At 61.3% G+C, this 25,912-nt stretch carries 22 protein-coding genes; all 22 read right to left on the reverse strand.

Translation table 11 applies throughout. The annotated features are described in order from the left end of the window. Positions 1-2: 2 nt before the first annotated feature. The 22 genes from ACTJJN_RS16290 to ACTJJN_RS16395 all read right to left on the reverse strand — a co-directional run bounded on the left by ACTJJN_RS16290 (position 3) and on the right by ACTJJN_RS16395 (position 25,832). Positions 3-308, reverse strand: a complete 306-nt coding sequence (locus tag ACTJJN_RS16290) for an STAS domain-containing protein (RefSeq protein WP_003254426.1) — start codon at positions 306-308, stop codon at positions 3-5. Positions 309-615: 307 nt separating this feature from the next. Then, positions 616-1,068 (reverse strand): flagellar export protein FliJ, encoded by a 453-nt coding sequence (gene fliJ, locus ACTJJN_RS16295; RefSeq protein WP_012051629.1) that lies wholly within the window; start codon positions 1,066-1,068, stop codon positions 616-618. 6 nt (positions 1,069-1,074) lie between these two features. Beyond that, a complete protein-coding gene (gene fliI / locus ACTJJN_RS16300) occupies positions 1,075-2,430 on the reverse strand; it encodes a flagellar protein export ATPase FliI (RefSeq protein ID WP_012051628.1) in 1,356 nt (451 codons plus the stop codon). Further along, positions 2,420-3,214 carry a flagellar assembly protein FliH gene (gene fliH, locus ACTJJN_RS16305; protein ID WP_012051627.1) on the reverse strand — a complete coding sequence of 265 codons (795 nt, stop codon included), beginning with the start codon at positions 3,212-3,214 and terminating at the stop codon, positions 2,420-2,422. Before fliH ends, fliI begins: the two co-directional genes overlap by 11 nt. Positions 3,215-3,376: 162 nt before the next feature. Then, complete coding sequence (gene fliG / locus ACTJJN_RS16310) at positions 3,377-4,396, reverse strand: flagellar motor switch protein FliG (protein ID WP_003254434.1); 1,020 nt, start codon at positions 4,394-4,396, stop codon at positions 3,377-3,379. After that, positions 4,389-6,167, reverse strand: a complete 1,779-nt coding sequence (fliF, locus tag ACTJJN_RS16315) for a flagellar basal-body MS-ring/collar protein FliF (protein WP_012051625.1) — start codon at positions 6,165-6,167, stop codon at positions 4,389-4,391. The genes fliG and fliF overlap by 8 nt, the downstream gene beginning before the upstream one ends. A 15-nt stretch (positions 6,168-6,182) precedes the next feature. Beyond that, positions 6,183-6,515: a flagellar hook-basal body complex protein FliE gene (gene fliE, locus ACTJJN_RS16320; RefSeq protein ID WP_003254438.1), complete on the reverse strand. Its 333-nt coding sequence runs from the start codon at positions 6,513-6,515 to the stop codon at positions 6,183-6,185. 215 nt (positions 6,516-6,730) lie between these two features. Beyond that, entirely contained in the window at positions 6,731-8,086 is a 1,356-nt protein-coding gene (locus tag ACTJJN_RS16325; RefSeq protein WP_012051624.1) for a sigma-54-dependent transcriptional regulator, read from the reverse strand. Beyond that, positions 8,086-9,303 (reverse strand): sensor histidine kinase, encoded by a 1,218-nt coding sequence (locus ACTJJN_RS16330; RefSeq protein ID WP_010955092.1) that lies wholly within the window; start codon positions 9,301-9,303, stop codon positions 8,086-8,088. Before ACTJJN_RS16330 ends, ACTJJN_RS16325 begins: the two co-directional genes overlap by 1 nt. 202 nt (positions 9,304-9,505) lie before the next feature. After that, on the reverse strand, positions 9,506-10,981 hold the full coding sequence (gene fleQ, locus ACTJJN_RS16335) for a transcriptional regulator FleQ (protein WP_003254443.1): 1,476 nt from the start codon (positions 10,979-10,981) through the stop codon (positions 9,506-9,508). Between the two features lie 169 nt (positions 10,982-11,150). Then, complete coding sequence (locus ACTJJN_RS16340; RefSeq protein ID WP_012051623.1) at positions 11,151-11,447, reverse strand: hypothetical protein; 297 nt, start codon at positions 11,445-11,447, stop codon at positions 11,151-11,153. Positions 11,448-11,461: 14 nt separating this feature from the next. After that, the gene (fliS, locus tag ACTJJN_RS16345) at positions 11,462-11,857 is read right to left on the reverse strand and encodes a flagellar export chaperone FliS (RefSeq protein ID WP_012051622.1); all 396 of its coding nucleotides are present in this window, start codon (positions 11,855-11,857) and stop codon (positions 11,462-11,464) included. 138 nt (positions 11,858-11,995) lie between these two features. Beyond that, positions 11,996-13,408 carry a flagellar filament capping protein FliD gene (fliD, locus tag ACTJJN_RS16350; protein WP_012051621.1) on the reverse strand — a complete coding sequence of 471 codons (1,413 nt, stop codon included), beginning with the start codon at positions 13,406-13,408 and terminating at the stop codon, positions 11,996-11,998. A gap of 81 nt (positions 13,409-13,489) precedes the next feature. Further along, a complete protein-coding gene (locus tag ACTJJN_RS16355) occupies positions 13,490-13,867 on the reverse strand; it encodes a flagellar protein FlaG (RefSeq protein ID WP_017148167.1) in 378 nt (125 codons plus the stop codon). A 71-nt stretch (positions 13,868-13,938) separates the two neighbouring features. Further along, a complete protein-coding gene (locus ACTJJN_RS16360; protein ID WP_012051619.1) occupies positions 13,939-14,790 on the reverse strand; it encodes a flagellin domain-containing protein in 852 nt (283 codons plus the stop codon). A gap of 252 nt (positions 14,791-15,042) precedes the next feature. Continuing rightward, entirely contained in the window at positions 15,043-15,978 is a 936-nt protein-coding gene (locus tag ACTJJN_RS16365) for a ketoacyl-ACP synthase III (RefSeq protein WP_014755773.1), read from the reverse strand. 213 nt (positions 15,979-16,191) lie between these two features. Next, positions 16,192-17,094 (reverse strand): class I SAM-dependent methyltransferase, encoded by a 903-nt coding sequence (locus ACTJJN_RS16370; RefSeq protein ID WP_029611824.1) that lies wholly within the window; start codon positions 17,092-17,094, stop codon positions 16,192-16,194. A 70-nt stretch (positions 17,095-17,164) separates the two neighbouring features. Continuing rightward, positions 17,165-18,106 (reverse strand): NAD-dependent epimerase/dehydratase family protein, encoded by a 942-nt coding sequence (locus ACTJJN_RS16375; protein WP_237143251.1) that lies wholly within the window; start codon positions 18,104-18,106, stop codon positions 17,165-17,167. Between the two features lie 11 nt (positions 18,107-18,117). Then, positions 18,118-19,248: an FkbM family methyltransferase gene (locus ACTJJN_RS16380; protein WP_012051615.1), complete on the reverse strand. Its 1,131-nt coding sequence runs from the start codon at positions 19,246-19,248 to the stop codon at positions 18,118-18,120. Then, on the reverse strand, positions 19,248-21,077 hold the full coding sequence (locus tag ACTJJN_RS16385; protein WP_033724468.1) for a thiamine pyrophosphate-binding protein: 1,830 nt from the start codon (positions 21,075-21,077) through the stop codon (positions 19,248-19,250). The genes ACTJJN_RS16380 and ACTJJN_RS16385 overlap by 1 nt, the downstream gene beginning before the upstream one ends. A gap of 2 nt (positions 21,078-21,079) precedes the next feature. Beyond that, complete coding sequence (locus ACTJJN_RS16390) at positions 21,080-22,189, reverse strand: N-acetylneuraminate synthase family protein (protein WP_012051613.1); 1,110 nt, start codon at positions 22,187-22,189, stop codon at positions 21,080-21,082. 154 nt (positions 22,190-22,343) lie between these two features. Further along, complete coding sequence (locus ACTJJN_RS16395) at positions 22,344-25,832, reverse strand: glycosyltransferase (protein ID WP_440781423.1); 3,489 nt, start codon at positions 25,830-25,832, stop codon at positions 22,344-22,346. Positions 25,833-25,912: the final 80 nt, after the last annotated feature.

Raw genomic sequence — 25,912 nt, forward strand, 5'->3', positions numbered from 1 at the left:
GCTCAACTGATATCGAAGAGTTTTTCGAAATTGGAGATAGCGAGAATCTTGCGCACGTCGGAGCTGGCATGCACTACCCGCACATCCGACTCGTCGCCGCCCGCGTGATCGCGCAGCAACAGCAGCATGCCCAGCGCGGAGCTGTCGAGGTAGGTGGTGTCCTTCAGGTCGACGACCACCGAATCCGGGCGCCTGGGCTGGCGTTCGTAGGCGTCGCGAAACTCCTGATGCTTGCCGAAATCGAAGCGCCCCTTGATCTTGATGGTCAGCTTTTTCCCGTCCTGCGAAAAATCAGTCTCGACTGCCATGCTAGCGATTCCTTCGATGATGGCGGATGCAACTGCTCTAAGGTTTAGCAGGCGATGGTGGGGGTGGCAAGCGGATGCAGGCTCGTGGCTTTGATGGCCTGTACGGCCTCTTCGCGGGTAAACCCGCTCCTACATCAATCGGTGGTGTCGCCCAATACCGTGGTAGGAGCGGGTTCACCCGCGAATAGGCCGGACCTGCCAGCCAATATACCCGGTCATACACCGTCGCAGCCGCCACCGCATTCGCGGGCAAGACATCGCATTTGTTTCGGGCCAATTATTCCGCTGCAAGGCCTGCGGCGAACACCTATAGAGGGTTTTGCCGCGGTAGGCGCTGCGACAGCTCATCCAGCAAGCGCTGCTCGCGCTTGTCTTCAGCGCGCCGGGCCTCGTCCTGGTAGCGCTGTACCAGCTTGCGCAAACCTTCCACCCGGGCATAGGCCTGCTGCCAGGCACCACGGGCATTATTGAGGTTGTTCTGGTGCCAGACCAGGCTTTGCCGCTGCTGGGTCATGGCCGTTTCCAGCTGCCCCAGAAAACGCTGATAATTGACCAGCCAGCTGCCATTGACCCCTTGCCCGCCGCGGTTGATCCACTGCAACTGGTAATCCTCGCGAAAGCGCTCCAGCTCAGCCAGCTTGGCCTGGGCCGTGGCCACCTGCTGCTGGAAATGGCCAAGGCGCTGAGCCGCCTTGCGCTCGGCCTCTTCGGCCATGTCCACCACCGGCGCCAGGCGCGCGGCACGTCCGGGCAGCGCCATGGCTCATCAACCTGCCGGGGGCGTGAAAATCGCCCCCAGCTGTTCGCGGCTCTGCGCCATGCCCACATTCTCGCCCAGGCCTTGGCGCAGGAACTCAACCAGCTTCGATTGCAAGGCAATGGCCAGGTCGGTCTCCGGATCACCGCCGGCCACATAAGCCCCCACGCTGATCAGGTCGCGGCTTTGCGACAGACGCGACCACAGTTGCTTGAACTTCTGCGCCTGGCGCAAGTGGTCGGCATCGACCACTTGGGGCATGACCCGGCTGATCGACGCTTCGATGTCGATGGCCGGGTAATGGCCCTCCTCAGCCAGCCGACGCGACAGCACAAAGTGGCCGTCAAGCACGCCCCGCGCCGAGTCGGCGATCGGGTCTTGCTGATCGTCGCCTTCAGACAGCACGGTATAGAACGCAGTGATCGAACCACCGCCAGGTTCGCCATTGCCTGCCCGCTCCACTAGCTTGGGCAGCTTGGCGAACACCGAGGGCGGGTAACCCCGGGTGGCCGGTGGCTCGCCGATGGCCAGGGCAATTTCCCGCTGGGCCTGGGCGAAACGGGTCAACGAGTCCATCAGCAACAGCACATTCTTGCCTTTGTCGCGGAAGTACTCGGCAATGCGTGTGCAATACATGGCGGCGCGCAGGCGCATCAGCGGCGCATCGTCGGCCGGCGAAGCCACCACCACCGAGCGCTTGAGGCCCTCCTCACCGAGGATGTGCTCGATGAACTCCTTCACCTCGCGCCCCCGCTCACCGATCAGGCCGACCACGATGATTTCGGCCTCGGTGAAACGGGTCATCATGCCCAGCAGCACCGATTTACCCACCCCGGTACCGGCGAACAGGCCTAGCCGCTGGCCACGGCCGACGGTAAGCAGGCCGTTGATACTGCGAATGCCCACATCCAACGGCTTGCTGATAGGGTCGCGGTTGAGCGGGTTGATCACCGGGCCGTCCATCGGCACCCAGTCCTCGGCCTTCATCCCGCCCTTGCCATCCAGCGCACGGCCAGCGCCGTCGAGCACCCGGCCCAGCATGCTCATGCCCATGGGCAGGCGGCCGCCGTCATCCAGCGGCACTACCCGGGCCCCCGGCGCGATGCCGACGATACTGCCCACCGGCATCAGAAACACCTTGGGCCCGGCAAAGCCCATGACTTCGGCTTCGACCTGCACCGGGTGATAACTGTCATCGTTGATCACCAAACAGCGGCTGCCGACTGCTGCGCGCAGGCCTTCGGCTTCCAGGGTGAGGCCAACCATACGCAGCAAGCGGCCTTCGACGATGGGCTGGGCCGGCAGCGCGATGGCCTCAGCGTAAGAGCCGAGGCGCTTGCCGAAACTGGTGCGTTCAAGGTGCATCTGGGCTGTCCACGGCACGCTCGGCCGGCGCGTCCAGGTCTATCGACAGGTCTGGCGCCGCCGGGTGCAGGGAATGGTCGTGCAACTGGTCGAACAGCTGCGCCACCGCTTTTTCGATACGCGTTTCCATGGTGGCATCGATACGGCTGTGGGCCGTCTCGATGCGGCAACCACCCGGTAGCAGCGCGCTGTCTTCCAACAGCCGCCAGTTCTCCTCATGGCGTTCGCGCAGGGCCTTGGCCAGCTCGAAATCCTGCGGGTTGAGGTGGATGCGGATATTGTCCGCGCCCATGGGCAGCAGCTTGAGCGCTTCGCGCAGCACCTGAGTGATCTGGCTGGAATCGTTGCGCAGCTCGCGGCCAATCACCTGACGGCTCATGTGCGCGATCAGGTGCACCAGGCTTTTCTCGATCTGCGTGTCCTGCTCGGCGATCGGCTCCATCAGGTTGGCCATCAGCCGCTCGAGGCTTTCCAGCTTGGCCTTCAGGGCCTCTTCGGCCTCCTGGCGGACTTTGAGCTGAGTGCTGTGGAAGCCCTCGCGCTCCCCGGTGGCGAAGCCCTCGTTGTAGGCCTCCTGACGGATGGCTTCGAGCTCTTCCAGGGTCAGCGGCTGGACTTCTTCCAGCGGCACTTCCTCGACTTCTTCCGCGATGACCTCGGGTTCCGGCTCTGGCTCGGGCGCAGGCTCCGGTTCCGGGTCGAAGCTGGGCAGCGTCCACACGTCCACGCCCTCAAGGTCGCGGGCGCGGATCAGGTCGCTGGGGTGGTGTTCTTTGGTAGGCATGCTGTCATGTTCTCAAACCATGTTCGGCCAACACGGTCCCTTGTAGGAGCGGGTTCACCCGCGAATGCGTCGGCAGCGACAACCTCGATTGCCAGGGCCGACGCCTTCGCGGGCAAACCCGCGCCTACAAAAGGCGGCGTCGGCTATGGGATCGCGAATACCTTAGATCATTTCCTCGGCGCCCTTGCCGCCGAGGACGATCTCGCCGGCCTCGGCCATACGCCGGGCAATGGTGAGGATTTCTTTCTGCGCGGTTTCCACGTCACTGACCCGTACCGGCCCTTTGGCCTCCAGATCGTCGCGCAGCAGCTCCGAAGCACGTTTGGACATGTTCTTGAAGATCTTGTCCTTGACCCGCTCGTCGGCGCCCTTGAGCGACACCACCAACACGTCGGAGGACACTTCGCGCAACAGCGCCTGGATGCCCCGGTCGTCGACGTCGGCCAGGTTGTTGAAGACAAACATCAGGTCCTCGATCTGCTCCGACAGGTCGCTGTCGATTTCGCGGATCGCGTCCATCAGTGCGCCTTCCACCGAGCTGTCGAGGAAGTTCATGATGTCGGCCGCCCGCTTGATGCCACCCAGGGTGGTACGCGCAGCGTTGGAGTTGCCCGAGAACTGCTTCTCGAGAATCTGGTTCAGCTCCTTCAGCGCCGCGGGTTGCACGGTGTTCAGCGATGACACGCGCAGGACGATGTCCAGGCGCACCTTGTGGTCGAAGTTGCTCAGCACTTCACCGGCCTGGTCCGGGTCGAGGTAGGCGACCACGATGGCCTGGATCTGTGGGTGCTCGTAGCGGATCACGTCGGCCACGGCACGCGGTTCCATCCACTTGAGGCTGTCCAGGCCGCTGGTATTGCCGCCGAGCAGGATGCGGTCGACCAGGCCGTTGGCCTTGTCCTCGCCCAGGGCCTGGTTGAGCATCTTGCGGATGTACGCATCAGAACCGACGCCCAGGCTGGTCTGGTCGCCGACGATGTCGACGAACTCGCTCATCACCTGTTCGACCTGGTCACGGTGCACATTGCCCATCTGCGCCATGGCCACACCCACCCGCTGCACTTCCTTCGGGCCCATGTGCCGCAGCACCTGGGCCGCATCGGTCTCGCCCAGCGAGAGCAGGAGGATCGCCGCCTTGTCGACGCGGCTCAGCTTGGCGGTAACGGCTCGGTTATCACTCATCGGCGTTGATCCAGTCTTTCACGACCTGAGCCACACGGCCCGGGTCTTCGGCCACCAGGCCTTTGATTGCGTTGAGCTGTGCCTCGTAACCCTCGCTCGGGCTAGGCAGCAGAATGCTTGTCGGGCCACCCAGGCTGACGCGGTCGTTGGCCAGTTCGCCATCCAGACCCATCATGCCGCCCAGCTCCATGTCGCTGTCCGGGGCAGCCTGCTTGCCGCCCCCGGTAATGTTGTTCAGCACTGGCCGCAGCACGCCGAACACCAGCACCAGGATGAACACCACACCCAGCACCTGCTTGACGATATCCCAGAACCAGGGCTGCTGGTAGAAGGCGATATCGGCGATTTCCTCGCCACGGTCGGCGGCGAACGGCACGTTGATCACCGTCACGCTGTCGCCACGGCTGGCATCGAAGCCGACTGCGTCCTGCACCAGGCGGGTAAAGCGCGCCAGGTCCTCGGCCCCCCACGGTGCCCGCGTGGTATCGCCAGTGGCCGGGTCGATCTTGACCTGGTCGTCCACCACCACCGCTACCGACAGGCGGGTCATGCGCCCCTGCTGCTGGCGGGTGTGGCTGATGGAACGGTCCAGCTCGAAGTTCTTGGTGCTTTGCTGACGTTTGTCTGACGGGTACGGCGCGAGCATCGGCTGACCGGTGGCCGGGTCCATGATCTGCTGACCGTTGGCATCCACCAGCGGTTGGCCAGGCTGAATGGCGGCAGCCGGGGTAGCCGCGCCACCGGTGGTCTGCGGTGCCGAAGCGGCGCCTGGCGGTTGGTTGCTCAGCGCGCCAGGCACGCCTTGCGGGCCCTGGCTGCTGGCACGTTGTTCGTCGACCGACTGCTCGCTGCGCAACGCCGGCTGGTCGGGGTTGAACTGTTCGGAGGTGGACTCGACCGCGCTGAAGTCGAGGTCGGCGGACACCTCGGCCTTGTAGCGGTCGTTGCCCAACACCGGCAGCAGAATGTTGTGCACACGCTGGGTGAGCATGCTTTCCACCCGGCGGCTGTAGTCGAACTGCTTGCCGGCCTGGGTCAGCGCGGAATCCTGAATCTGTTCGGACAGCAGGTTGCCTTTCTGATCGACGACGGTGACCTGGGACTTATCCAGTTCCGGCACGCTGGTGGCGACCAGGTTGACGATGGCCATCACCTGCCCGGCTTCCAGTGCACGGCCTGGGTACAGCTCGACCAGTACCGAGGCGCTGGGCTTGCGTTCATCACGCACGAACACCGAACTTTTCGGGATGGCCAGGTGCACGCGCGCAGCCTTGACGTTGTTGAGGCTGGAAACGGTACGGGCCAGTTCGCCTTCAAGGCTGCGGCGGTAGCGGGTGGCTTCCATGAACTGGCTGGTGCCCAGGCCCTGCTCCTTGTCGAGCAGCTCGAAGCCGACATTGCCGTCGCTCGGCGCCACGCCGGCGGCTGCCAGTTTCAGGCGCGCACGGGAGAGGTCGTCGGCCTTGACCAGCAGGGCCCCCGAGTTGGGCTCCACGTTATAGGGGATGTCAGCAGCGGCCAGGGTGTCCATGACCTGCTTGGTGTCCATGCCCGACAGGCTGCCGTACAACGGACGGTAATCGGGTTGTTGCGACCACAGCACCACGGCAAAGCCGATGGCCACGCTGGCCGCCAGGCCGACCATGAGGCCGATCTGGCGCAGCATGGGCATCTGCGAGATGTTTTCCAGAAACGCCATGCCAAACAGCGGCGGCTTGGCCGCTGGCGAGCCAGCTTTGGCGGGGGCGTTTTCGACGACTGCTTCAGCCATGGGTTACATCCGTCCTCAAACCGGCATCTGCATGATGTCCTGGTACGCCTGGACCAGCTTGTTGCGTACCTGGGTCATGGCTTGCATCGACACGCTGGCCTTCTGCGAAGCGATCATCACGTCAGTCAGGTCGACGCCGCTCTTGCCGATTTCGAACGCGTTGGCCAGTTGGGTCGAGGCCTGCTGCGTCTCATGCACCTTGCCGATGGCCTGGCCGAGCATGTCGGCGAAGGTGCTTTGCCCTGGCGCCAGCTCGGGGGCGGCCGTTACCTTGGGCAGCGACATGGCATCGGCCTGCATGGCCCGCATGTCCAACATCAGACGATTGAATTCAACACCTTGGCTCATGACCCTTCTCTCTCCTGCGGCCGCATTTTTTTGACAGTCATGCGGCGAATGACCTACCTAAAGCAACAAAGGTGCCAGCCTTCGCAACTCATTTCCCAGGGATCACACAATTCCTGTGGGAGCGGNCGCAAAGATCGCCGGGGCCGCTTTGCGCCCCTATCGCGACGCAAGGCCGCTCCCACAGAGGTCCGCGCCAGTTGAAGATGATTGGCCTGTCAGCCGAACAGGCTGGCCTCGACGTCAAACCCGGCATCGCGCATCTGCGCCAGCTTGTAGCGCAACGTACGTGGACTGATCCCCAGGCGTTCGGCCGCCTCTTTGCGGCGGCCGCGCTCGGCGCGCAGGGTGTCGATGATCATCTGGTACTCGTGACGACGCATGTCATCCCCCAGCCCGCCGGCATCAGCAACCACGTCGAGAGATGGCTCGGTGCCAGCTGACAATGGAATGGCGCCTGCCAGACAAAAATCCGCCGCCTCGATCACGCCACCCTGCTGCAGAATCAACGCCCGCTGCAGGGCGTTGTCCAGTTCGCGCACGTTGCCCGGCCAGGCATAGGCTTGCAGGCAGGCCCGAGCCGCTGGCGAGAGGCGCACCGGGGTGTGCTTCATCTTGGCCACATGGCGCGCCAGCAAGCGCTCAGCCAGCTGCAGGATATCGCCCGGCCGCTCACGCAGCGGGCGCCAGGCCAGCGGAAACACTGACAGGCGGTAGTACAGGTCTTCGCGGAAGCGCCCGGCTGCCACTTCGCCGGCCAGGTCGCGGTTGGTGGTGGCCAGCACCCGAATGTCCAGGCTGATCGGCTTGCGCCCGCCTACCCGCTCCACCTCGCGCTCCTGCAGCACACGCAGCAGCTTGGCCTGCAAGGCCATGGGCATTTCCGAGATTTCGTCGAGCAGCAGGGTGCCGCCTTCGGCCTGCTCGAACTTGCCCGCCTGAGCCGCAATAGCGCCGGTGAAGGCACCCTTCTCGTGGCCGAACAGGGTGGCCTCGAGCATGTTGTCGGGGATCGCCGCGCAGTTGATCGCCACGAACGGCTGCGCCGCACGCGGCGACTGCTGGTGAATGTAGCGCGCCAGCACTTCCTTGCCAGTACCGGACTCGCCGGAAATCAGCACGGTCGAGTCACTGCGCGCCACACGGGCCGCCAGCTCCAGCAACTGGCGGCTGGCCGGCTCGCAGGCCACCGGCCCCTCTTCGCCGGTCACACGCCCGGCGGCATGCCGCTCTACGAGGCTGAGCAGCGCCTTGGGCTCGAACGGTTTGACCAGGTAGTCGACGGCGCCTTGGCGCATGGCCTCGACCGCACGCTCGACGGCGGCATGCGCCGTCATCAACAGCACCGGCAACTGTGGCTGCTGGCGGCGCAGCTGGCTGAGCAACTGATGCCCGTCCATACCGGGCATGTTGACGTCACTGACCACCAGGCTGAACGCGTCATCCAGTACGGCCTCCAGCGCTTCTTCGGCACTGCCCACGGCCTGGTAGGCGAAACCGCCGATTTCCAGGGTATCGCCCAGCGCCTGGCGCAATACGCGGTCATCCTCGACCAGCAGCACCTTGATTGCCATTACACCCCCTCCGCCAATTGCCCGTCGATCAATGGCAGCTCTACCCGCACGCAGGTACCACGGCCGACCTTCGAGCGCAGGTTGATCGTGCCCTGGTGCGCACGCACCACCGCCTTGACCACGGCCAGGCCCAGGCCGGTGCCGGTGGCCTTGGTGGTGAGGAACGGCTCGCCCAAACGGCCGAGCAAGCCTGCATCGATGCCACTGCCGGCATCGCTGACGCACAGGTGCAAGCTACGTTCGCGGCGGTACAGGTGCACCTTCAGCCGTGCCGGGCCATCGCTGGCCTGCAGGGCATTTTCAATCAGGTTGAGCAAGGCACCGACCAGGGTGTCGCGGTTGCACAAAAGCTCACCCAGATGACTGTCGCACTGCCAGCGCACGGCGTGCCCCTGCACATGCGCCTGGGCCGCCTGTTGCAGGGCCTGGAACAGCGCTTTCGGGGTCACCCGATCCCCCAGCGGCAACTCGCCACGGGCAAACACCAGCATGTCGCGCACCTGGTGTTCCAGTTCGTGCAGGCGCTCCTTCAAGGTCGCGGCGAAGCGCTGACGGGTTTGCGCGCTCAGCGCTTGCTCGTTGTCGGCCAGGTGGCCGGCATACAGCATGGCTGCCGACAGCGGCGTGCGGATCTGGTGGGCCAGCGAGGCAACCATGCGCCCCAACGACGACAGCCGCTCGTGGCGAGCCAGCTGGTCCTGGAGGCGACGGGTTTCAGTCAGGTCGTTGAGCAGCACCAATTGGCCAGGCTCGGCATCCAGTGAGCGGGTGGCGATCGACAGGCGGCGACCGTCGCGCAGCGAGACTTCGTGGCCGTCGTCCTTGCGCGGGGCAAAGCTACGGGCGATTACCTGACGCCACAATTGACCGATCAGAGGCTCACCGAGCAACTCGCAGGCGGCCGGGTTGGCTTCGCGCACCAGGCCCTGGCCGTCGATCACGATCACCCCGCCGGGCAGCAAGTCCAGCAGGTTCTGCAGGCGGTTGGCCAGGCGTTCCTTTTCACTCAGTTCGTCGATGCGCTGGGCGCTGACCACGGCCAGCTCACCTTTGAGTTCACTGACCCGGGCTTCAAGCAGGCTGTAGGACTGGCTCAGCTGGCTGGACACCTGATTGAACAGGGCGAAGGCTTGCGCGATACCCTGGCCGCTGTCCTGCGCGACCGGGGTTTGCCCCTGCTGATCGGGGGCTCGGGATACGTGGGCGGCCTGGGGCATCGTGCTCTCTCGCGTGGCTGACCGTCATAAAAACGGTGTGTTGCCAGCGATGTAGCAATAGCCGTGCCGGAGATAGGGATTTATGCCTGCCTCTTCGCGGGCACGCCCGCTTCCACAGGGATATCACTGAATTGAAGATGTGTATCGATCCTGTGGGAGCGGGCGTGCCCGCGAAGAAGCCATCATAGGCAACCGCCAGGCTTCAATCTTCCGCCTGTTCCTCACCGCCCTGGCGGCTCATGCCGTATTTGCGCATTTTCTCGACCAGGGTGGTACGGCGAATACGCAAACGTTCAGCCGCGCGCGCAACGATACCGTTGGCATCGTCCAGCGCCTGCTGGATCAGCCCCTGCTCCAGGCTACCCAGGTAGTCCTTGAGGTCCAGGCCTTCGGGCGGCAGCATGGCGTGGTTGCTGAAATTGGGTGTGTGGCCATTGATCGCCACGCGCTCTTCCAGGTCGCTGCGCAGGCTGTCGACCATCTGCTCGTCTTCGTCATCGACATAGCGGAATTTCTTCGGCAGTTCCGACACGCCAATGACCCCGTACGGGTGCATGATCGCCATGCGCTCGACCAGGTTGGCCAGCTCGCGCACGTTGCCCGGCCAGCCGTGACGACACAGCGACATGATCGAGGCGGAATTGAAGCGAATGGAACCGCGCTTCTCGTGCTCCATGCGCGAAATCAGCTCGTTCATCAGCAACGGGATGTCTTCCACCCGCTCACGCAGCGGCGCCATTTCGATAGGGAACACGTTCAGGCGGTAGTACAGGTCTTCGCGGAAGGTGCCGTCCTCGATCATGGTTTCGAGGTTCTTGTGCGTCGCAGCGATGATGCGCACGTCGATGCTCTGGGTCTTGTTGCTACCCACGCGCTCGAAGGTACGTTCCTGGAGCACACGCAGCAGCTTGACCTGCATCGGTAACGGCATGTCGCCGATTTCGTCGAGGAACAGGGTACCGCCGTTGGCCAGCTCGAAACGCCCGGCACGGCTGGTGATGGCCCCGGTAAAGGCGCCCTTCTCGTGGCCGAACAGTTCGCTCTCCAGCAGCTCGGCCGGGATCGCGCCACAGTTGACCGGCACGAACGGCGCTTCACGGCGCTTGGAATGGTAGTGCAGGTTGCGCGCTACCACTTCCTTGCCGGTGCCCGACTCACCCAGGATCAGCACGCTGGCGTCGGTATCCGCCACTTGCTGCATCATTTGCCGCACGTGCTGAATGGCACGGCTGGTGCCCACCAGGCTACGGAACAGATTGGGCTCGCGCTGGCGACCGCGCTCGCGCGCCTGGTCGTACATTTCGCGGTAAACCTGGGCACGGTGCAGCGAATCCAGCAGCTGGCTGTAGCTTGGCGGCATTTCCAGGTTGGAAAGCACCCGGCGGCGAAGGTCTTCCGGCAGCTCGGCAGAAGAAATTTCACCTAAAAGCAGAACCGGAAGGAACTCATCCCAGGTAGCCACTGTCTTAAGCAGCCCAAGGAGATTGCCCGGAGCATTCACGGTGCCGATGAGCACGCACAGCACTTCGCGGCTCGAGGACAATGGCTCGACCGCCTGCTGCCAGTCATGGCTGGCACATGCGAGGTTTTCTTCGCCGAGGAAGTTCAGCACCACCGCAAGGTCGCGGCGGCGCGCGCTGTCGTCATCGATCAGCAGAATCTTGGTTTCACGCCACATGCAATAGCAACTTCCCTAGTCATATCGGCGCCCTGCAGGGGCGTGCTCGACATCATTCCGACTGAATGGTCAGTGTTCGGACGTCTGAAATTCGAAAACAGCCACTAGTAAAGTCAAAAAACACCGATCAGTCAAATTAATGGCGCACGGCTTTTTGCAACATCGGTGGTCAGGTGAACAAATGGTATACCTTTGCCGCGTTCTTCGCCTGACGGATTTTCGTCATTTCATTGACCAAGGATTGACGCTCGCCACTTGCAACCTCGATTAGTTGGCGGTAAACGACCAGCAATTCCTCGAGACTGGCACTCACGTCCGCCTCATTTCCTTTGGCTTCGGACACCATGTCACCGATGCGCAAACGGCATTCCAGGTCCAACTCCCCCACCGCCTCCCAGTCGCGGTCGGCCAACGCCGCCAACAGCATGTCGCGGGTCTGTTCGATTCGGGTGATTACTTCGCTCATGTCTTGCTCCTTTATCAGGAGGCCGACGACTGGTCGCCGATTGCGTCCCAGCCTTCCTTTACAGTGATCAGCAGGCGCGCGACCTCGTCGATGATGGTCGGGTCGCCTTTGAGATTGGCTTCGGTCAGGCGGCGACTCATGTAGATATACAGGCTATCCAGTTCAGCCAGGTTGTCACCATGGTTTTCCAGGTCCAGCCCCTCACGCAGCCCACCGATGATGTCGATGGCCTTGCCGAGCAGAATACCTCGCTGCGCAATGTCATTGCGCGCGATGGCACCTTTGGCCTGGGCCATACGATCCAGGCCGCCCTGCATAAGCATCTGTACCAGGCGGTGTGGACTGGCTTCGGACGTCTGCGCCACGCCGTTGACTTTCTGGTATTGCCGAAGGGCCAACATCGGGTTCATGGATCTACCTCGTTGCAGCGAAAAAGGTTGCTTGTACCTGTGTATCGCCTGAGCGTCAAAAAACTTTAGTGCCAACGCAAAAAGCCCGGAGCGACAAGGGTCGCTGCCGGGCTTTTACATGGCAAAAGGCGAGAACGATCAGGAGTTCTTGGCCTGAGCGTTGATAGCGTCGAAAACCGATTTGATCTGGTCGGCCTGGGCATTCAGCTTGGCCACGGCGGTGTCCATTGCCACCCACTTCTTGGTCAGCGACTCGGTCAAAGCCTCGGTGCGACGATCCAGCGCAGTCTGCTGGTCTGCCAGGTTCTTCGCCACCTTATCCAGGTTGCTCTTGCGTGTGGCCAAGCTGCCGTCCGTGGAGTTGTACGGATCGATGGCCTTGTTCATGCGCTCGATCAGCCCATTGGAACCGGTGAACAACTCCTGAACTTCGGAGCCCAGCTTCTTGTCGTTCATCGCCGCGGTGAACTTGGTCGAGTTGAACTCGAGGGTGCCATCTTTCGTGGTGTTGATACCCAACTGGCTCAGGGTCGTCAGCTGGTCACCCGCCCCAACCTCCGACAGCACCTTGCGAATATCGTTGACCAGCGAACGGGTGGTCGGGTCGTTGCTCAACGGGCCGAGCGACAGGTTGTCATCCTCATCACGCGTGGACGTTGTCAGCGCAGTAATGGTTTTCTGCAACGTGTTATAGGCATCGACGAACGACTGAACCGACTTCCTCAGGCCATCATTGTCCTGCGACACCGAGACATTGGTGGGCACACCGTCGGCGCCCGACCTGGCGCTGACGCCCGTCAACTCCAGCGTGATGCCACTGATGGCGTCGGTAATGGTGTTCTTCTTGTTGGTGACCACCAGGCCGTCGATGGTCAGCTCGGCATCCTGCGCCATGGCGGTAATGAACCCGGCGCCGGTATCCGACATCTGCTGAGTACCGTCGATCTCAAGCTCAGGGACGCCACTGACCATGAGGTCGGTATCGGCACCGGTGGTGGTTGAACTGAACACCAGCCGCGCACCGTCCTTGCCGTTCACGATGTTGGCGGAGATGCCTTGAACGGCCAGCTCTTTGTTGATCTGGTCGCGCACGGACTGCAACGAGGCGCCATCTTCAACTTCGAGCTCATAGGTATTGCCATTCTGCTCAATGGTCAGCGTCCCCCCGGTAACCGTTGCAGCCGCACCACCAGCAATCGGGGCACTGGCCACTTTCGAACCGGTCGCCAGCTTGTTGACCACAATGTCATAGCTGCCTGCCACTGCCGTATTGCCAGCCGTCACCTTGACCACCGACTCATTGGCCGACTTGGCGGCATACGCATTGAAAGCGGGGCTGGTGGAGCTGTTCAGCTTTGCCATGGCGTCCTGAAACGCCGTCAGGGCACTGCGAAGCGAGCCCACACCGGAAATCATCGCGGTATTGTTGCTGGTCTGCCGAGTGATCTGCGCCTTCTTGGCCGCCGTGTCGGCATTGACCAGCGCCGCGACCATTTCGGTGATATTCAGACCCGTACCTTGACCGATACTGGAAACCAGGGTGCTCGCCATACAGTTATCCCTCTTTGTTGACCGTCAGGGCCTGCTCCTGCAAGCCTGACGTGATTCCTGCTTTAGCACATTCTCCGCCGATCAAACCTTGGCGTCGAACAAAATACTGTTTACATCGCTCAGGTTATGCGCAATCCGCAATGCCTCTTCAGAAGGCAACTGGCGGATCAACTCGCCGGTTTCACTGGCGATGACCTTAACTACGATCTTTCCGGATTCTTCGTCCGTGGAGAATTCCAGGTTGCGTCGGGTGGCGCTGAGAAACTTTTCAATTTCCGAAACAGCGCTTTTCACTTTTTCGGCATCATTGCTGTGCTCGGCAGCACTGATGGCATTGGGTACCAGCGTGTCACTGCCGCCGCGCGAAGCCTCCTCAGCGCGAGCAACCGGTTTTTCGCCAGCCTGTTCGGCGGGGCGGGATGCCGGGTAGGACAGATTCAGCTTGACGCTCATGTCCATGTCTACCACCTCATAACGAAAAGGCGGGGAAGTGCCTTAGAATGCACTCCCCCGCCGATCACCATCAGCGATTACTGAAGCAGCTTCAGTACGGCGGATGGCAGTTGGTTGGCCTGGGCCAGAATCGAAGTGGAAGCTTGCTGCAGGGTCTGCTGCTTGGTCAGCTGAGCAGTTTCGGCGGCGAAGTCGGTGTCTTGTACACGGCCACGGGCGGCTTCGGCGTTTTCGTTGATGTTCTGCAGGTTGTTGATGGTGCTGGTCAGACGGTTCTGAACGGCACCCAGATCGGCACGGGTGCTGTTGATCGCGTTCAGCGCGTCATCAATAGCGCTCAGGGCGGCGGTGAAGGTCGCTTCGGCAGCGGCGCTGTCAGCACCGGTGATGCTCTGGCCACTCAGGCCGCTCAGCGCGCCAGTGGTGTTCATGGCATCGCTCAGGCTGATGGTGATCTGGTTGTCGCTGCCGGTGTTGGAGCCAACCTGGAAGGTCATGTCGCTGGCGCTACCGTCCAGCAGGTTCTTGCCGTTCAGCTGGGTCGAACCGGCGATACGGTCGATCTCTTTGAGCATCGACTGGAATTCTTTATCCAGTGCATCGCGGTCTGCTTCGCTGTTGTTGTCGTTTCGCGACTGAACAGCCAATTCACGCATACGTTGCAGGATGTTGGTCTGCTCTTGCATCGCGCCTTCAGCAGTCTGGGCGATGGAAATAGCGTCGTTGGCGTTTTTGATCGCCATGGTCTGGCCACGGATCTGCGAAGTCATGCGGGTAGCGATCTGCAGGCCGGCAGCGTCGTCTTTGGCGCTGTTGATTTTCAGGCCGGAAGACAGACGGGTCATCGAGGTGCCCAGTGCATCGGAAGCCCGGTTCAGGTTCTTCTGAACGCCCAGGGAGGTGGTGTTGGTGTTTACAGTCAAAGCCATGACGAATTCCTCGTTGGATTGGGTACTACGGCTTCCGGCCTTGGCAATTCGCCGGAGGTGGCACAGAGAACCTTCGTAATAGTTATCGTCGTCAGGGCGTCTTGCTTTAGCGCAATTTCAAAAAAAATTGCTGGCACCGTGCCAGCCCAATGAAATCAAGGAGTTGACGCCAATTTACAGGCGCCATTTTGATGCAGGATAGAAAGTAAAACGCCGTCAGACGATGACGGCGTTGTTGAAGGCGACGAACGGTCAGTCACAGCGTTCGATAATGGCCGAGCCCCACGACAAGCCCACCCCGAAGCCACTCAGCGCCACGCGCTTGCAGCCGGAGCCAAGCACGTGCTTTTCCAGCAGCAGCGGTATGCTCGAGGACACGGTATTGCCCGTTTCGACCATATCCTTGACGAACTTCTGCTTGTGCTCGCCTTCATCGAAGCGCGACGAAACGGCATCCACGATCGCCGCGCTGCCCTGATGCAGGCAGTAAAGGTCGATGTCGTCGGCCTGCAGTGAGCTGGCTTCAAGCAACTGTTGCAAGTGCGCCGGCACCTTGACCAAGGCAAAGTTATAGACTTGGCGACCATTCATGAAGAACTTGCCATCGGTGGTACGCAAGTGCTCGGCACCCGCGCCATCGCTGCCGAACAACGACTTGCCCAATTGCCAGGCAGCGTCCTCACCCATCCAGGTGGCGGTAGCGGCGTCACCAAACAGCATGGTGGTATTGCGATCTTCCGGGTCGACAATCTTCGAGTAAGGGTCGGCAGTGATCAGCAGGCCGTTTTTGAGGCCCGCGGCCTCCATGAAACCCTTCATCGCATACAAGCCGTAGACATAGCCCGAGCAGCCCAGTGAAATATCGAAGGCCGCAACGGCGGTCGAAAGCCCGAGCTTGTGCTGAACAATCGCCGCGGTATGCGGCAGACCTTCGGCATCGCCGTTCTGAGTGACCACTATCACTGCGTCAATGGCAGCTGGATTCAGCGACGGGTTGGCGGCAAACAATGCATTGGCTGCCTCGACGCAAAGATCGGATGTTTCCTGGTTGGCATCCTTGCGCGGCAAGAAGGTGGAACCGATCTTGCCGAAAATGAACTCTTGATCCTTGCCGAATTTCGCACCTTGGGCGTAGTTGTCTACACCATTCACAGGTACGTAACTGGCGATGCTTTTAATGCCAATCATTGTGGCTTCCCGGTTGACATGGCGGATAGTGCGGGATCGGGCCTGAAACTGGCCTCGTCAGGCCATCGACGTAGCTGCCCGCTGACTTGATAGATTAAAGATGCACGTTTCGACTGCCAAGTCACGGTTATACGACCAAAGCTGCAAATGCCGCAATGCCGGGGCCGCTTTTGCATGATTTTCACGCAGCCCGAGCGCCTCATCCCCCTAAGGTCACGCGCCTCCAGGTGCCTTTTTCACAACCGCCTGAAGCAGGTGCCCTGCCGAACCCAGCTTGGCATCGCTGGCAAACGCGGTTGACTGAATATCCAGGACGGTGAAACCGCCAAGTGCGAACAGATGGGTAAGCGCTGCCACCGAAAAGAAGTTGATATGTTCATGCCAGTGCCGCTTTTGCTCAGCCGAAACCTGATTGTTGCCAACCATCAACACCTCGTGGGGTAACTCAACGTACAACAACGTATCGTCGTGCATGCAGGCGCTTATCTGCGCAAGTGTGTCCGTTGGATAAGGAACATGCTCAAGCACATGCCGGCACACGATCAAGTCGTAGGAGCGGCCTCGCACCTCGTCCTTGGTCACGCTGCTGGTACCGGGCACGGTGGGCTTTTTGTCGATATCGTAGATATCGGTCGAATAGCCCTGCCCTTTGAAAGGTGTATTGGAGCCATCCCCTCCACCCCAATCCAGAACCTGCGTGGGCGCGATATGCCGAAGAATGTATGAACGGGTCAGGCCAAGCAGCTCGCTGGGCGCGCTCAGTGCTTTGTTGCGCTCCCTGAAGCCTGGCTCATAGTGTTCTCGCAAATCTTCATAAGCCTTGCCGTAGTAACCGTCATAGAGGCGCTGCATCTCCCGTTCCGAAAACCGGATATCCAGAAACAGGAACTCACACCGCGCGCAGTGAAGGGTATTGCACACGCAGTAGGCCGTTCCCTGAGGGATACTGTTCAACCCCCAACTGTCGTCGATGACGGCAGGCGCCCAACCAAGCGCCCGATGCGACACAAAAGGCATCAGCACCGCAGGAGACCGCGACAACTGCGCCGACCCACAGCAAACGCACCGGGTAGCAACGCGTTCGCGTGCACTGGCGGGAAACACATCGTTGATCATGAAGTCAGACCTAGCATGTCCAGGTAAAAATGGGGTTATTGCGCCGCGGCCAGTTCAACCGGGCAGCCCTCTAAATCGCCGCGTCCTTGATCGACTGCTGCAAGCCATGACGCAACTGCAACCCGAGCTCCGAGCGCGCCTTGTCGATGCACGGCACATACCGGTTCCGGAAACTCCCCACGGCAGCCTGTGCAGCTGCGATGTGCACAGGTTTTTGTGGTGACAGCACGTCACGCACCTGATGAGCGAGCTCAGCGATCGTCACCGCCTTATCCGACCCGACGTTGTAAGCAGTGCCCGCGCGACCTTGACGCAGCATCACATCCAGCCAGTGAGCCAGGTCACGCTGGTCCATGTAAGACCGCACAGGCGTTCCATCCCCGCTGACGCGTATGGCGTTCGATTCAAGGGCGTCGCGAATGAAATTGCCTATCGCGAAGTGCACATCGCGCGGCAGGTCCCTGCCGACGAAGGCGAAACAGCGGGCGATGACCACCTCCAGGCCAAACTGCTGCTGGTACAAAATGCCCAGATGCTCGGCGCAGCGCTTGGCAACGCTATAGGCATGGGCAGGCTCCAACGGGTCGGGCAAGCCATGGTAATCCTCGGGAATCTGCTCCATGCCCTGCGGCTGGGGGCCGTACACGCCACCGGAACTGGTCATCAACAAGCGCGGGATACGTTGCCTGACGGAATAATCCAGCACATGACGGGTGCCATCGACGATCTGGATATAGCGCTGCAATGGCGTGAGCTGCGCGCCGGCGGTCGAATCGGCTGCCGCGTGCAACACATGCGTGAAGCCTGCTGCTTCAGGAAAGGACGCGGGCTGCAGTATGTCCCCACAGTGCAGATGCAGCCACGCCAGGCCGGAAAACTCAGGATGCCGGGTCAGAAACGCCTCTGGCGACCGGCTCAATACCGTTACCGATGGCACCTGCAAACCTGCATCGGCGATTTCCAGCCAGTGGCGCAACAGCGCCTTGCCAAAAAAGCCGGTACCGCCGGTCAATAGCAGGTTCATCAGTTCGGCACTGCGTACAATACCGACTCGAACGTGTTCGGGCAGTGTTGCCGAATATGGAACCGGTAATCGGAGCAAAACTCGAACAGCAATTCCGGCAGTTCCCACACATCCTGAGGGTTATGGTACAGCGACACGATCAGTACCGGACGGCAACGCCGGATGATCTGTTCAGCACCACGCAACACCTGTGCTTCAGCGCCCTCGACATCCAGTTTGATCAGGTCGACCGGCGCGCTTGGCAGCATCTGATCCAAGGCGACGGCAGCAATCGATACGCCCCCACCGTGCTGGCTGATAGAGCAAGCCTCACCCTGGCCAGCGTTGAAAGTGAGAATGCCGTAATGCTCAGCGGCCGCCAATGGCAAACAAATTGCGCGGGTATCTTCAGCCCCCACTCGCTGCACCAACCGAGCGAAGTTTTCAGGGTCAGGCTCAAGTAGAAACGCTCGGTTGCAGGAAATTTCGGGCCAGGCAATCAACTCTTCGTAGCTGTCACCGTCGTAGGCACCACAATCGACGTACGTGATATCGCGCCCCTGCAAGGCCGGCAACGTCAGCGCATTGATGTACCGTTCCTCCTCCGACAGGAAGCTGGCGTACTCCAGGTCTAACCCGAGCCGGAATGCACACATCCGATAAAGAAGCTGCTGGCTTTCATCATCAGCCAGCTTGTCTGCCACGCGCCCGATACGCTCCATGGCGTCCAGCAGGTAGCTACGGCTGCTCAGCCAGAACCGCCACCCCAGGGCCGAAGCGAACTGTTCGTACAACTCCCAAGGCATCAATGGCTTGGCAAAGCCTGCCTCGGCAACGATCGACAACAACTCATCGTAAGGCGCATCGCGGTTGAAAATACCGAGTGCAAGTTGCGCTTCGGGCGCCTGAAGGGCCAGTGCGTGCCAGTTCAATACGGGCAACCCTAGGGCCGAATCGATGCGTGGCGATGTCTCTACAAAGCCGCCAACAGCAATACCTTGCTGCTGTGCGGCGGCGGCCAGGCTACGACCGAAGTTCCCCGCGCCGAAGATCCACAACGGCCGCTTTGTGTCGATGCGCGCAGGTACGACATCAGTTGCCCGGTCACGCAGAGCAATGAAGTCTTGAAAGCGATTTTTCTTCTCAGCCATCACATACCACCTTTATCGGTGTTGGGGACGGAACGCAGCGCTGCAGCTTCTGCCCGAATTTGCGCCATCGTTTCCGGCTCGAGGAACGGGTGCATGTCATCCAGTTCCGGAGTGACGAACGCCCCGTTGGCATCGACCCGCGACTTGATACGCGGCACGAACTCCTGCCGAGGGTCGACGTGCAGGTCGATCAACATCGGGCCATCACTTTCCAGAAGTGCATCAAGCCGCGCCAGGTCGCCCTGTGTAGCGATGCTTTCGGCGCGCAGGCCATAAGCGCTGGCCACGGCAGTGAAGTTCGGGAATTCCACGCCTGATTCAGGCGTGGCGCCGATCACCCGGCCAAAGAAGTTTTCGTGTGTTTGCCAGATCGAGAGGTAACCCCGATTGTTGAGCACAATCACGATCACATTGACGCCGATGGTCTTGAGCGTTTGCAGTTCCTGGATGTTCATCTGCAGGCTGCCGTCACCGGCAAAGCAGATCACCCGGCGTGCACCTTCCGCTTTGGCTGCCGTCGCCGCACCAATGGCCGCAGGCAGGTCATAGCCCATCGACGCGGAGCCCGAGTTGCTGAACAGGCGCTGATCCCTCTGCAAGGCGCCTATCTGGAATGGCAGGATGCAGGCTGACGCATTGCCACACACCACGATGTCATCCGCACGCATCTGCGCAAAGATGCGCTGCACCATCAGGTACGGGTTCAAAGGCCCATCGGCTTTTTGCGTGTGCTCCGCCGATGCCGGATAGGTACGCCCGATGTGCTGGCACCATTGCACCCACGGCGCAAAACTCTGCAGGGTGGCCTTTGCCAGCTCTTGCTCGAAGACATCGAGGAAGTCTGCCAGGTCGGCGGCAACGCCGAAGTCCGGGCGCACGGTGGGCTTGTTCAGCTCAGCGGCGTCGATATCGACCTGAGCCACCCAGGCGTGCTTGGCGAATGCCTGCCAGTTGTAGCTGGTCTGCCGCACATTCAGACGCGACCCAAGCACCAGCACAAAGTCAGCCGCCTGCAAGCAGAAGTTGCCGGCACGGGTACCGATAGTGCCAGGGCGACCGGCGAACAATGGGTGATCAGACGCGATCAGATCATGGGTCCAGGCGGTCGCCAGGGGGATGCCGTAGCGCTCCACCAGCGCCAGCAGCCGTTGCTCGGTGCGTGAAAGGCGCACGCCAGTGCCGCCCAGCACCACTGGGCGGTGCGATTGCAACAGCTTGCCGACGATATCACGGCAGGCGGCGCGCAAATCCTCGGCTCGAGGCGACTGGATCAGCGATGGCGCGGGGATATCGAGCTGTGCTTTGGATTGCTGGATATCCAGTGGGATATCGAGCCAGACAGGCCCGGGGCGACCGCCTACTGCTTCGGCGAACGCCTTGGGCAGCATGACCTCCACATCCTGCTCCGAACGCACGATCTGCGCGTACTTGCAGACCGGGCTGGCCATGGCGATGGTCGGCCCCTCCTGGTCACCCAACTGACGCAGGCCTGGCACATCCTGGAAAGACACACAGGTTTCGCGCTTGATCTGGCCGGACAGCACGATCATGGGGATGGAGTCGGTGAACGCCCCATGCACGCCGTTGAGCGCGTTGATAGAGCCCGGACCGGTCGTCAACATCACCACGGCCGGCTTGCCGGTGATGCGCGCATAACCTTCGGCGGCCATGGCACAAGCCTGCTCATGGTGCATGAACGTGCAACGCAGCTGCTCATGGCCACCCAAGGCCTGGTTGAGGAACATGGCACCGCCGCCGGTGACGGTGAAAACCTGTTCGACCCCTTGCTGAACTAACCATTGCGCAATTTGCTGGGATACGGTCGCCATCATCACAGCCCTCGGCCCAGGATCAGTTCTTTCAGTGCCGGGGTTTCACTGTAAGGCCCGTCAATGTGGTCGATGGTCAGGCGTTCGTTTGCCTTGATCGGCTGCAGCAGCGTTTCACCGTTCATCACTTCCCGGCAGGACAGCTGCCCTTTGTGCAGCGGGATTGCAAGGTAGAAGTCCTTTTCGAACTCGTCCCGGTTCAGCACGTAGCCCGGCGACAGGTCCCGACGTGCATAGGCACCGCGCACGAGTGCATTGAGGTACTCGGTTTCTTTACGCGAAATGATGCGTCGAGTGCCGCTGACACCCCCGCACATTTCCTTGGCCTTGTGGAAGGCCTTGTACCAGGTATCGCATTGCTCAGGGAGCGAGCAGTAGTTGGAAACCGGCACACCTTGGTATTGGATATCAATGTGCCTTTCCCAGGTACGTACACCTTTACCGTAGGAAATGAGCATGGACGAGTGCCAGTCGTGGTACTCATGGGTAGACAAGCCAATGACATGCCCAGGGTAACGGTTGCGCAGGTAGTCGATCTGGTCGAGCTGCAGCTCGTCGTCCTCGCTGGGGTACAGCGAAACACAATGGTTGATGGCCAGCGGGATATCACGCTTTTCAAAGTAGCGAACGATATCGTCCAGGTCTTTTTCCGATGCGCCGCCCGTGGAAATGATGGTTGGCCGGCGGGTGGACGCGATTTTCTCGATAAGCGGCCAGTCGTTCATGTCGGAACTGGCGATCTTGATGATCGGCATGTCGAATTCGACGCACAGGTCGACCGAGGCTTCGTCGAATGGGGTCGCCATGGGAATGCAGCTCAGGTTGCGGACTTCTTCCACCATGCGGGCAAACTCTGCCTTGGTCAGGCGAGTGTCCTCGGTCTTCTTCACATAGCGAAGGTCTGCGGTACCCTTGAAATCAGGATGAATGAACTCATCGACATCGCGAAACTGCAGCTTGATGGCAGCCTTGACGTTGTTGTAACGCGCGATCGTTCCGTGGTCGCGGACAATTTTCAGCCCGCGCTCCAGCTTGCCCCAATGATTGTTGGCGAGCTCCAGTACGAACAGGTTTTCAAACAGATCTTTGTCACGCTGACTAATGGTTTTCACCGGATACTCCCCTGGTTGCCGTGGGCCAGGTCGATTTGACCCCAAGGCATGCTGTGTTTTATGTGCGGCTGATGCCGGCAGTACACGCCGCCTTGGGACGTGCCCGGCGGCTGTTGGAATGGTTGACTGTTCGCTCTCAGTGTGTGGTCTGCCCTCAACCTGGCAGCCAGGCGTCAAGCCATTGGCGTGCATACCCTTCATCCAGCATGTGCCGTGCCAGCACCTGCTCGCGCAGTGCTTGCGCGCCCCTTGCGCTAGCAGCAGGCTCGGCAAGGTGCGCCTGGATAGCACTGACCCAGTCACCGGCCGTGTTCCTGACCCGGGTCACGGGCAACCCTTGATAGGGCAACACGTCACTGCAAACCAGCGGATAGCCGCACGCGGCATATTCCAGAAGCCGCACATTGCTGCGACACGCGTCAAGCCAGCCATCGCCTAGAGGTGCCAGCGCCAGGTCGAGCCCCAGCGACATGAGCTTTTGCGGGTAGTCATCGTAGGGCACCGGGCCATGTAACTCGCGCAGGTAGGGCTGCAACTGGGGCGGGCATTCACCCAGACAGACCCAGTCCACATCAGCACGCATGGCCTGAACGATCTCCAGCATCAGGCGCTGAACGCGGGCGTCGAACTGCTCACCCACCCACCCTATACGAGGGCGACTACCTGGCTGCCGTCGAGTGGCCAACGCCCCCCAGCGGGCCGGGTGCAGACGATCCGGCACGACACGAATATCGGCGCAGAAGCCTTGCAGCGCTTCAGCCAAAGCCTGGGTTGGCACTACCAGCCGGTCCACAACGCCGACAGACCACCGCAGCGCACCTGCAATATCGTCTTCAGCCAGGCCAGGTAAGTCGGCATTCACATCACCCACCTTGAATGCGCGGGAGAACCGGGCGTTGCAACGTAACGCCTGAATTTGCGCGTCGTTTGCCGGCCGCCCCATGACCCAACTGTCGGGCTGCAACCGCTCCACCTCGGCGGGCAGATAAGGCCGCAAGGCCAGTCGGACATCAGCCAGGCCGGCAATACTCATGGACAAGGCAGGATCGACGATTCGGCTACGAGCGGCGCCGGCAAGTTCGCCCGGCATGCTCAACAGTACGGGCAACGGACGCCAGCTCAGGGGGTTCCATGTCAGGCCCGGGTCAGTCTCGAGCTCAAAACCCGCCCCCTGCAAAGACAGGTTGCGGTTGTAGGCCGGATCGCGGGCGATGACAGGCAGCCACCTGCCATACACCGTTTCCTGTTCGGCCTCGACCGCTTCGGCAGGCAGACACCCACCCTGCCCTTCGCACACCAACACAGCATGGGGGGTCCACACCGTAAGATAACCAGCCTGCCGCGCCTTCAGGCATAGATCAAGGCTGGCACCCGTGCGCTGCGTCAGGCGCTCGTCCATTCCACCCACACCCTGGTAAAGCGCCCGGCGAATCAGCAGACAAGCGCCAGACACGGCACTCAGGTTCTGATCCAGCTCAAGCCGGCGCATGTACCCCTCATCCTGCACAAGCCCGGAAAACGCCGAGTTGCCAGGGCCGTTCAAGCCCAGGACCTGCACAGCCTGTTCGACCATGCCATTGGGATGCATCAACCTGGCGCCGACAATGCCTACTTCCGGGCGCTGGCCGTGGTTGAGCAAAGCATCCAGCCAGTCATCGTGCACAACCACAGTATCCTCGTGCAGCAGCACCAAGTACTCGCCCCGCGCATGCCTGGCCGCCAGATTACAGGCCGAGGCATGGTCACGTACCGACGCGTCACTCAGCACGCTGACCCGGTTTTGCTCCCGCGCCACAAGGCCAGCCAGCCAGGCTCGGGTAGCCGGGCTCCCGCTGCCATCGTTTACCAGCAAAATCTCGAAGTGGGGGTAACGGGTCTTTTCAAGCAACGCATGCACGCAGCGTTGTACGTGATCGAGACGCCCGCCGCATGGCACAACCAGCGAAACCAATGGCTGCTCGGCGTGACCATAATCGATGCGATGAATGCCTGGCCGGTGCATGCGCACCTGCGCCTGGGTATAGCCGCGCCGCTGCAAATGGCGCAGCAGCACCGCCTGTTCCTGAGGGCTGTGAACAGGCGCCTCGCCCGGCGAAATGCACACAGGCTCGCAGACATGAGCCAACCCGTCGAGGCCATCGGCATCTTCGATCAAGTGCAACAGCAACGCCAGCTCCGCCGCCCCCGCGCAGGCCAGGTCGAAACCGCCGGCGCCGAGGAATACCTCGCGACGATAGAACCAATGCCGCGCCAGCTGGGCCGGGCTGGCCAGCAGCATGTCGAGATTAAAATCGGGGCGCAGCAGTGCATGCTGGGTGCCCTGTGGGGTGGTAACCAGCTCATCGGCATACACCGCACGCACCTGGTCGCCGTCGAGCAGCTCCAGCGCGAGCATCAACAGCCCGAATGGTGTGAACGTGGTACCCGCACGCACAAAGCAGAGCCACTGCCCGGTCCCTTGTTGCAGGACCAACTGGTTAAGCGTGGCAAGCTCGCAATCAGCGGGCAAGTGGACGGCGACCTGCTGATACATCTGCCCCAGCAGGCTTTTGCGCGTCGCCTCGACCGCAGCTGGCGGGCCGTCCGGGATGATGACGAAATCGAACCAGGGCAAATCCACGCGCCTGTCTTCCAGACGCCGGGCGATCAGCTCTGCCTGGGCATCAGTAGGGCGACGGGACCGCAGCCACTGGGCAACCTGTGCATCTGGCCGACCTGCCCCCTGCATGGCATCTGGTTGCAGGTCTGTGCAAGGCATGGCCTGGGTCTGTTCGATGAAACTGGCCAATTGTTCCCAGAACCGGCCCTGCAAGTCAGCGTACTTTTGCTGAACGATGGCCAAACCCGATCGGGCATGCTCGATAGCCTCAGGCGTGTCTTCGAAGGCCAGCCCGTGTGTGCCGAACTCGCCAATACCAAGCGGCGTACCATCGAAAAAGGGCGATTTGAGCACCACGGCCGGGCAACCACACAACATCGCTTCCAGCGCAGTTGCGGTGGAAGAGAAGCAATAAATGCCCTCACTGCGCCGGAACAGCTCAGCCATTTCCCGAGGGGTGGCTGGCCATTCGTTGGTAATGAGCGTGCACCTCGCCGCCAGCTCGGGGTGTTCCTGAAGTGCATGGGTATGGCGCCCCGGATAGATCAGCCAACCTTTGCGATGGCCGTCATAGGGGTTGCCATGGTTGTTGAACAGCGACGTGTCGATCGGCGGCAGAAACAGTATGCGCTCAGCCCCTGCCCCCTTGGGCAGCAGATGCTCACCGTAGGCAAAGATCATTTCCGAGTCGGCAAACTCCGTATCCCCTGCGATCAACCCTGGCACGTTGAGCAAGTAACGCACTACCGACCGTGCGTTGGTCGGGTTCCCCGAGACCACCTCCGGGTACACCACGATAGGCTGGCGCCCGGCCTGCTCATGCTGCTGCCTCAGCTCATTGGTGAGCAGCGGGGTGTGCCACATCGGGTTGGTCGTGGAGCTGTACAGGTAGGCATCCTGGCCGCACCGGTTCAGCAGGTGACACAACATGTGCATCACCCGGATACCGGCCGAGTTATGCCGGTAGGCGGGCGCAACGATGTAATACGGGCGCGGCGACACAACGTGCAATGGCGGATAGTGCTGAGTGCTCACAAGCTGCATCCTGGATGTGGCAACGACGGGCGTGCGACGCTGGCTCGGGCGAACAACCTGCGGCCGCGCCCGGCAAACCGTTCACACGC

Source organism: Pseudomonas sp. 22515 (assembly GCF_052044625.1).
GTDB lineage: Bacteria > Pseudomonadota > Gammaproteobacteria > Pseudomonadales > Pseudomonadaceae > Aquipseudomonas > Aquipseudomonas alloputida.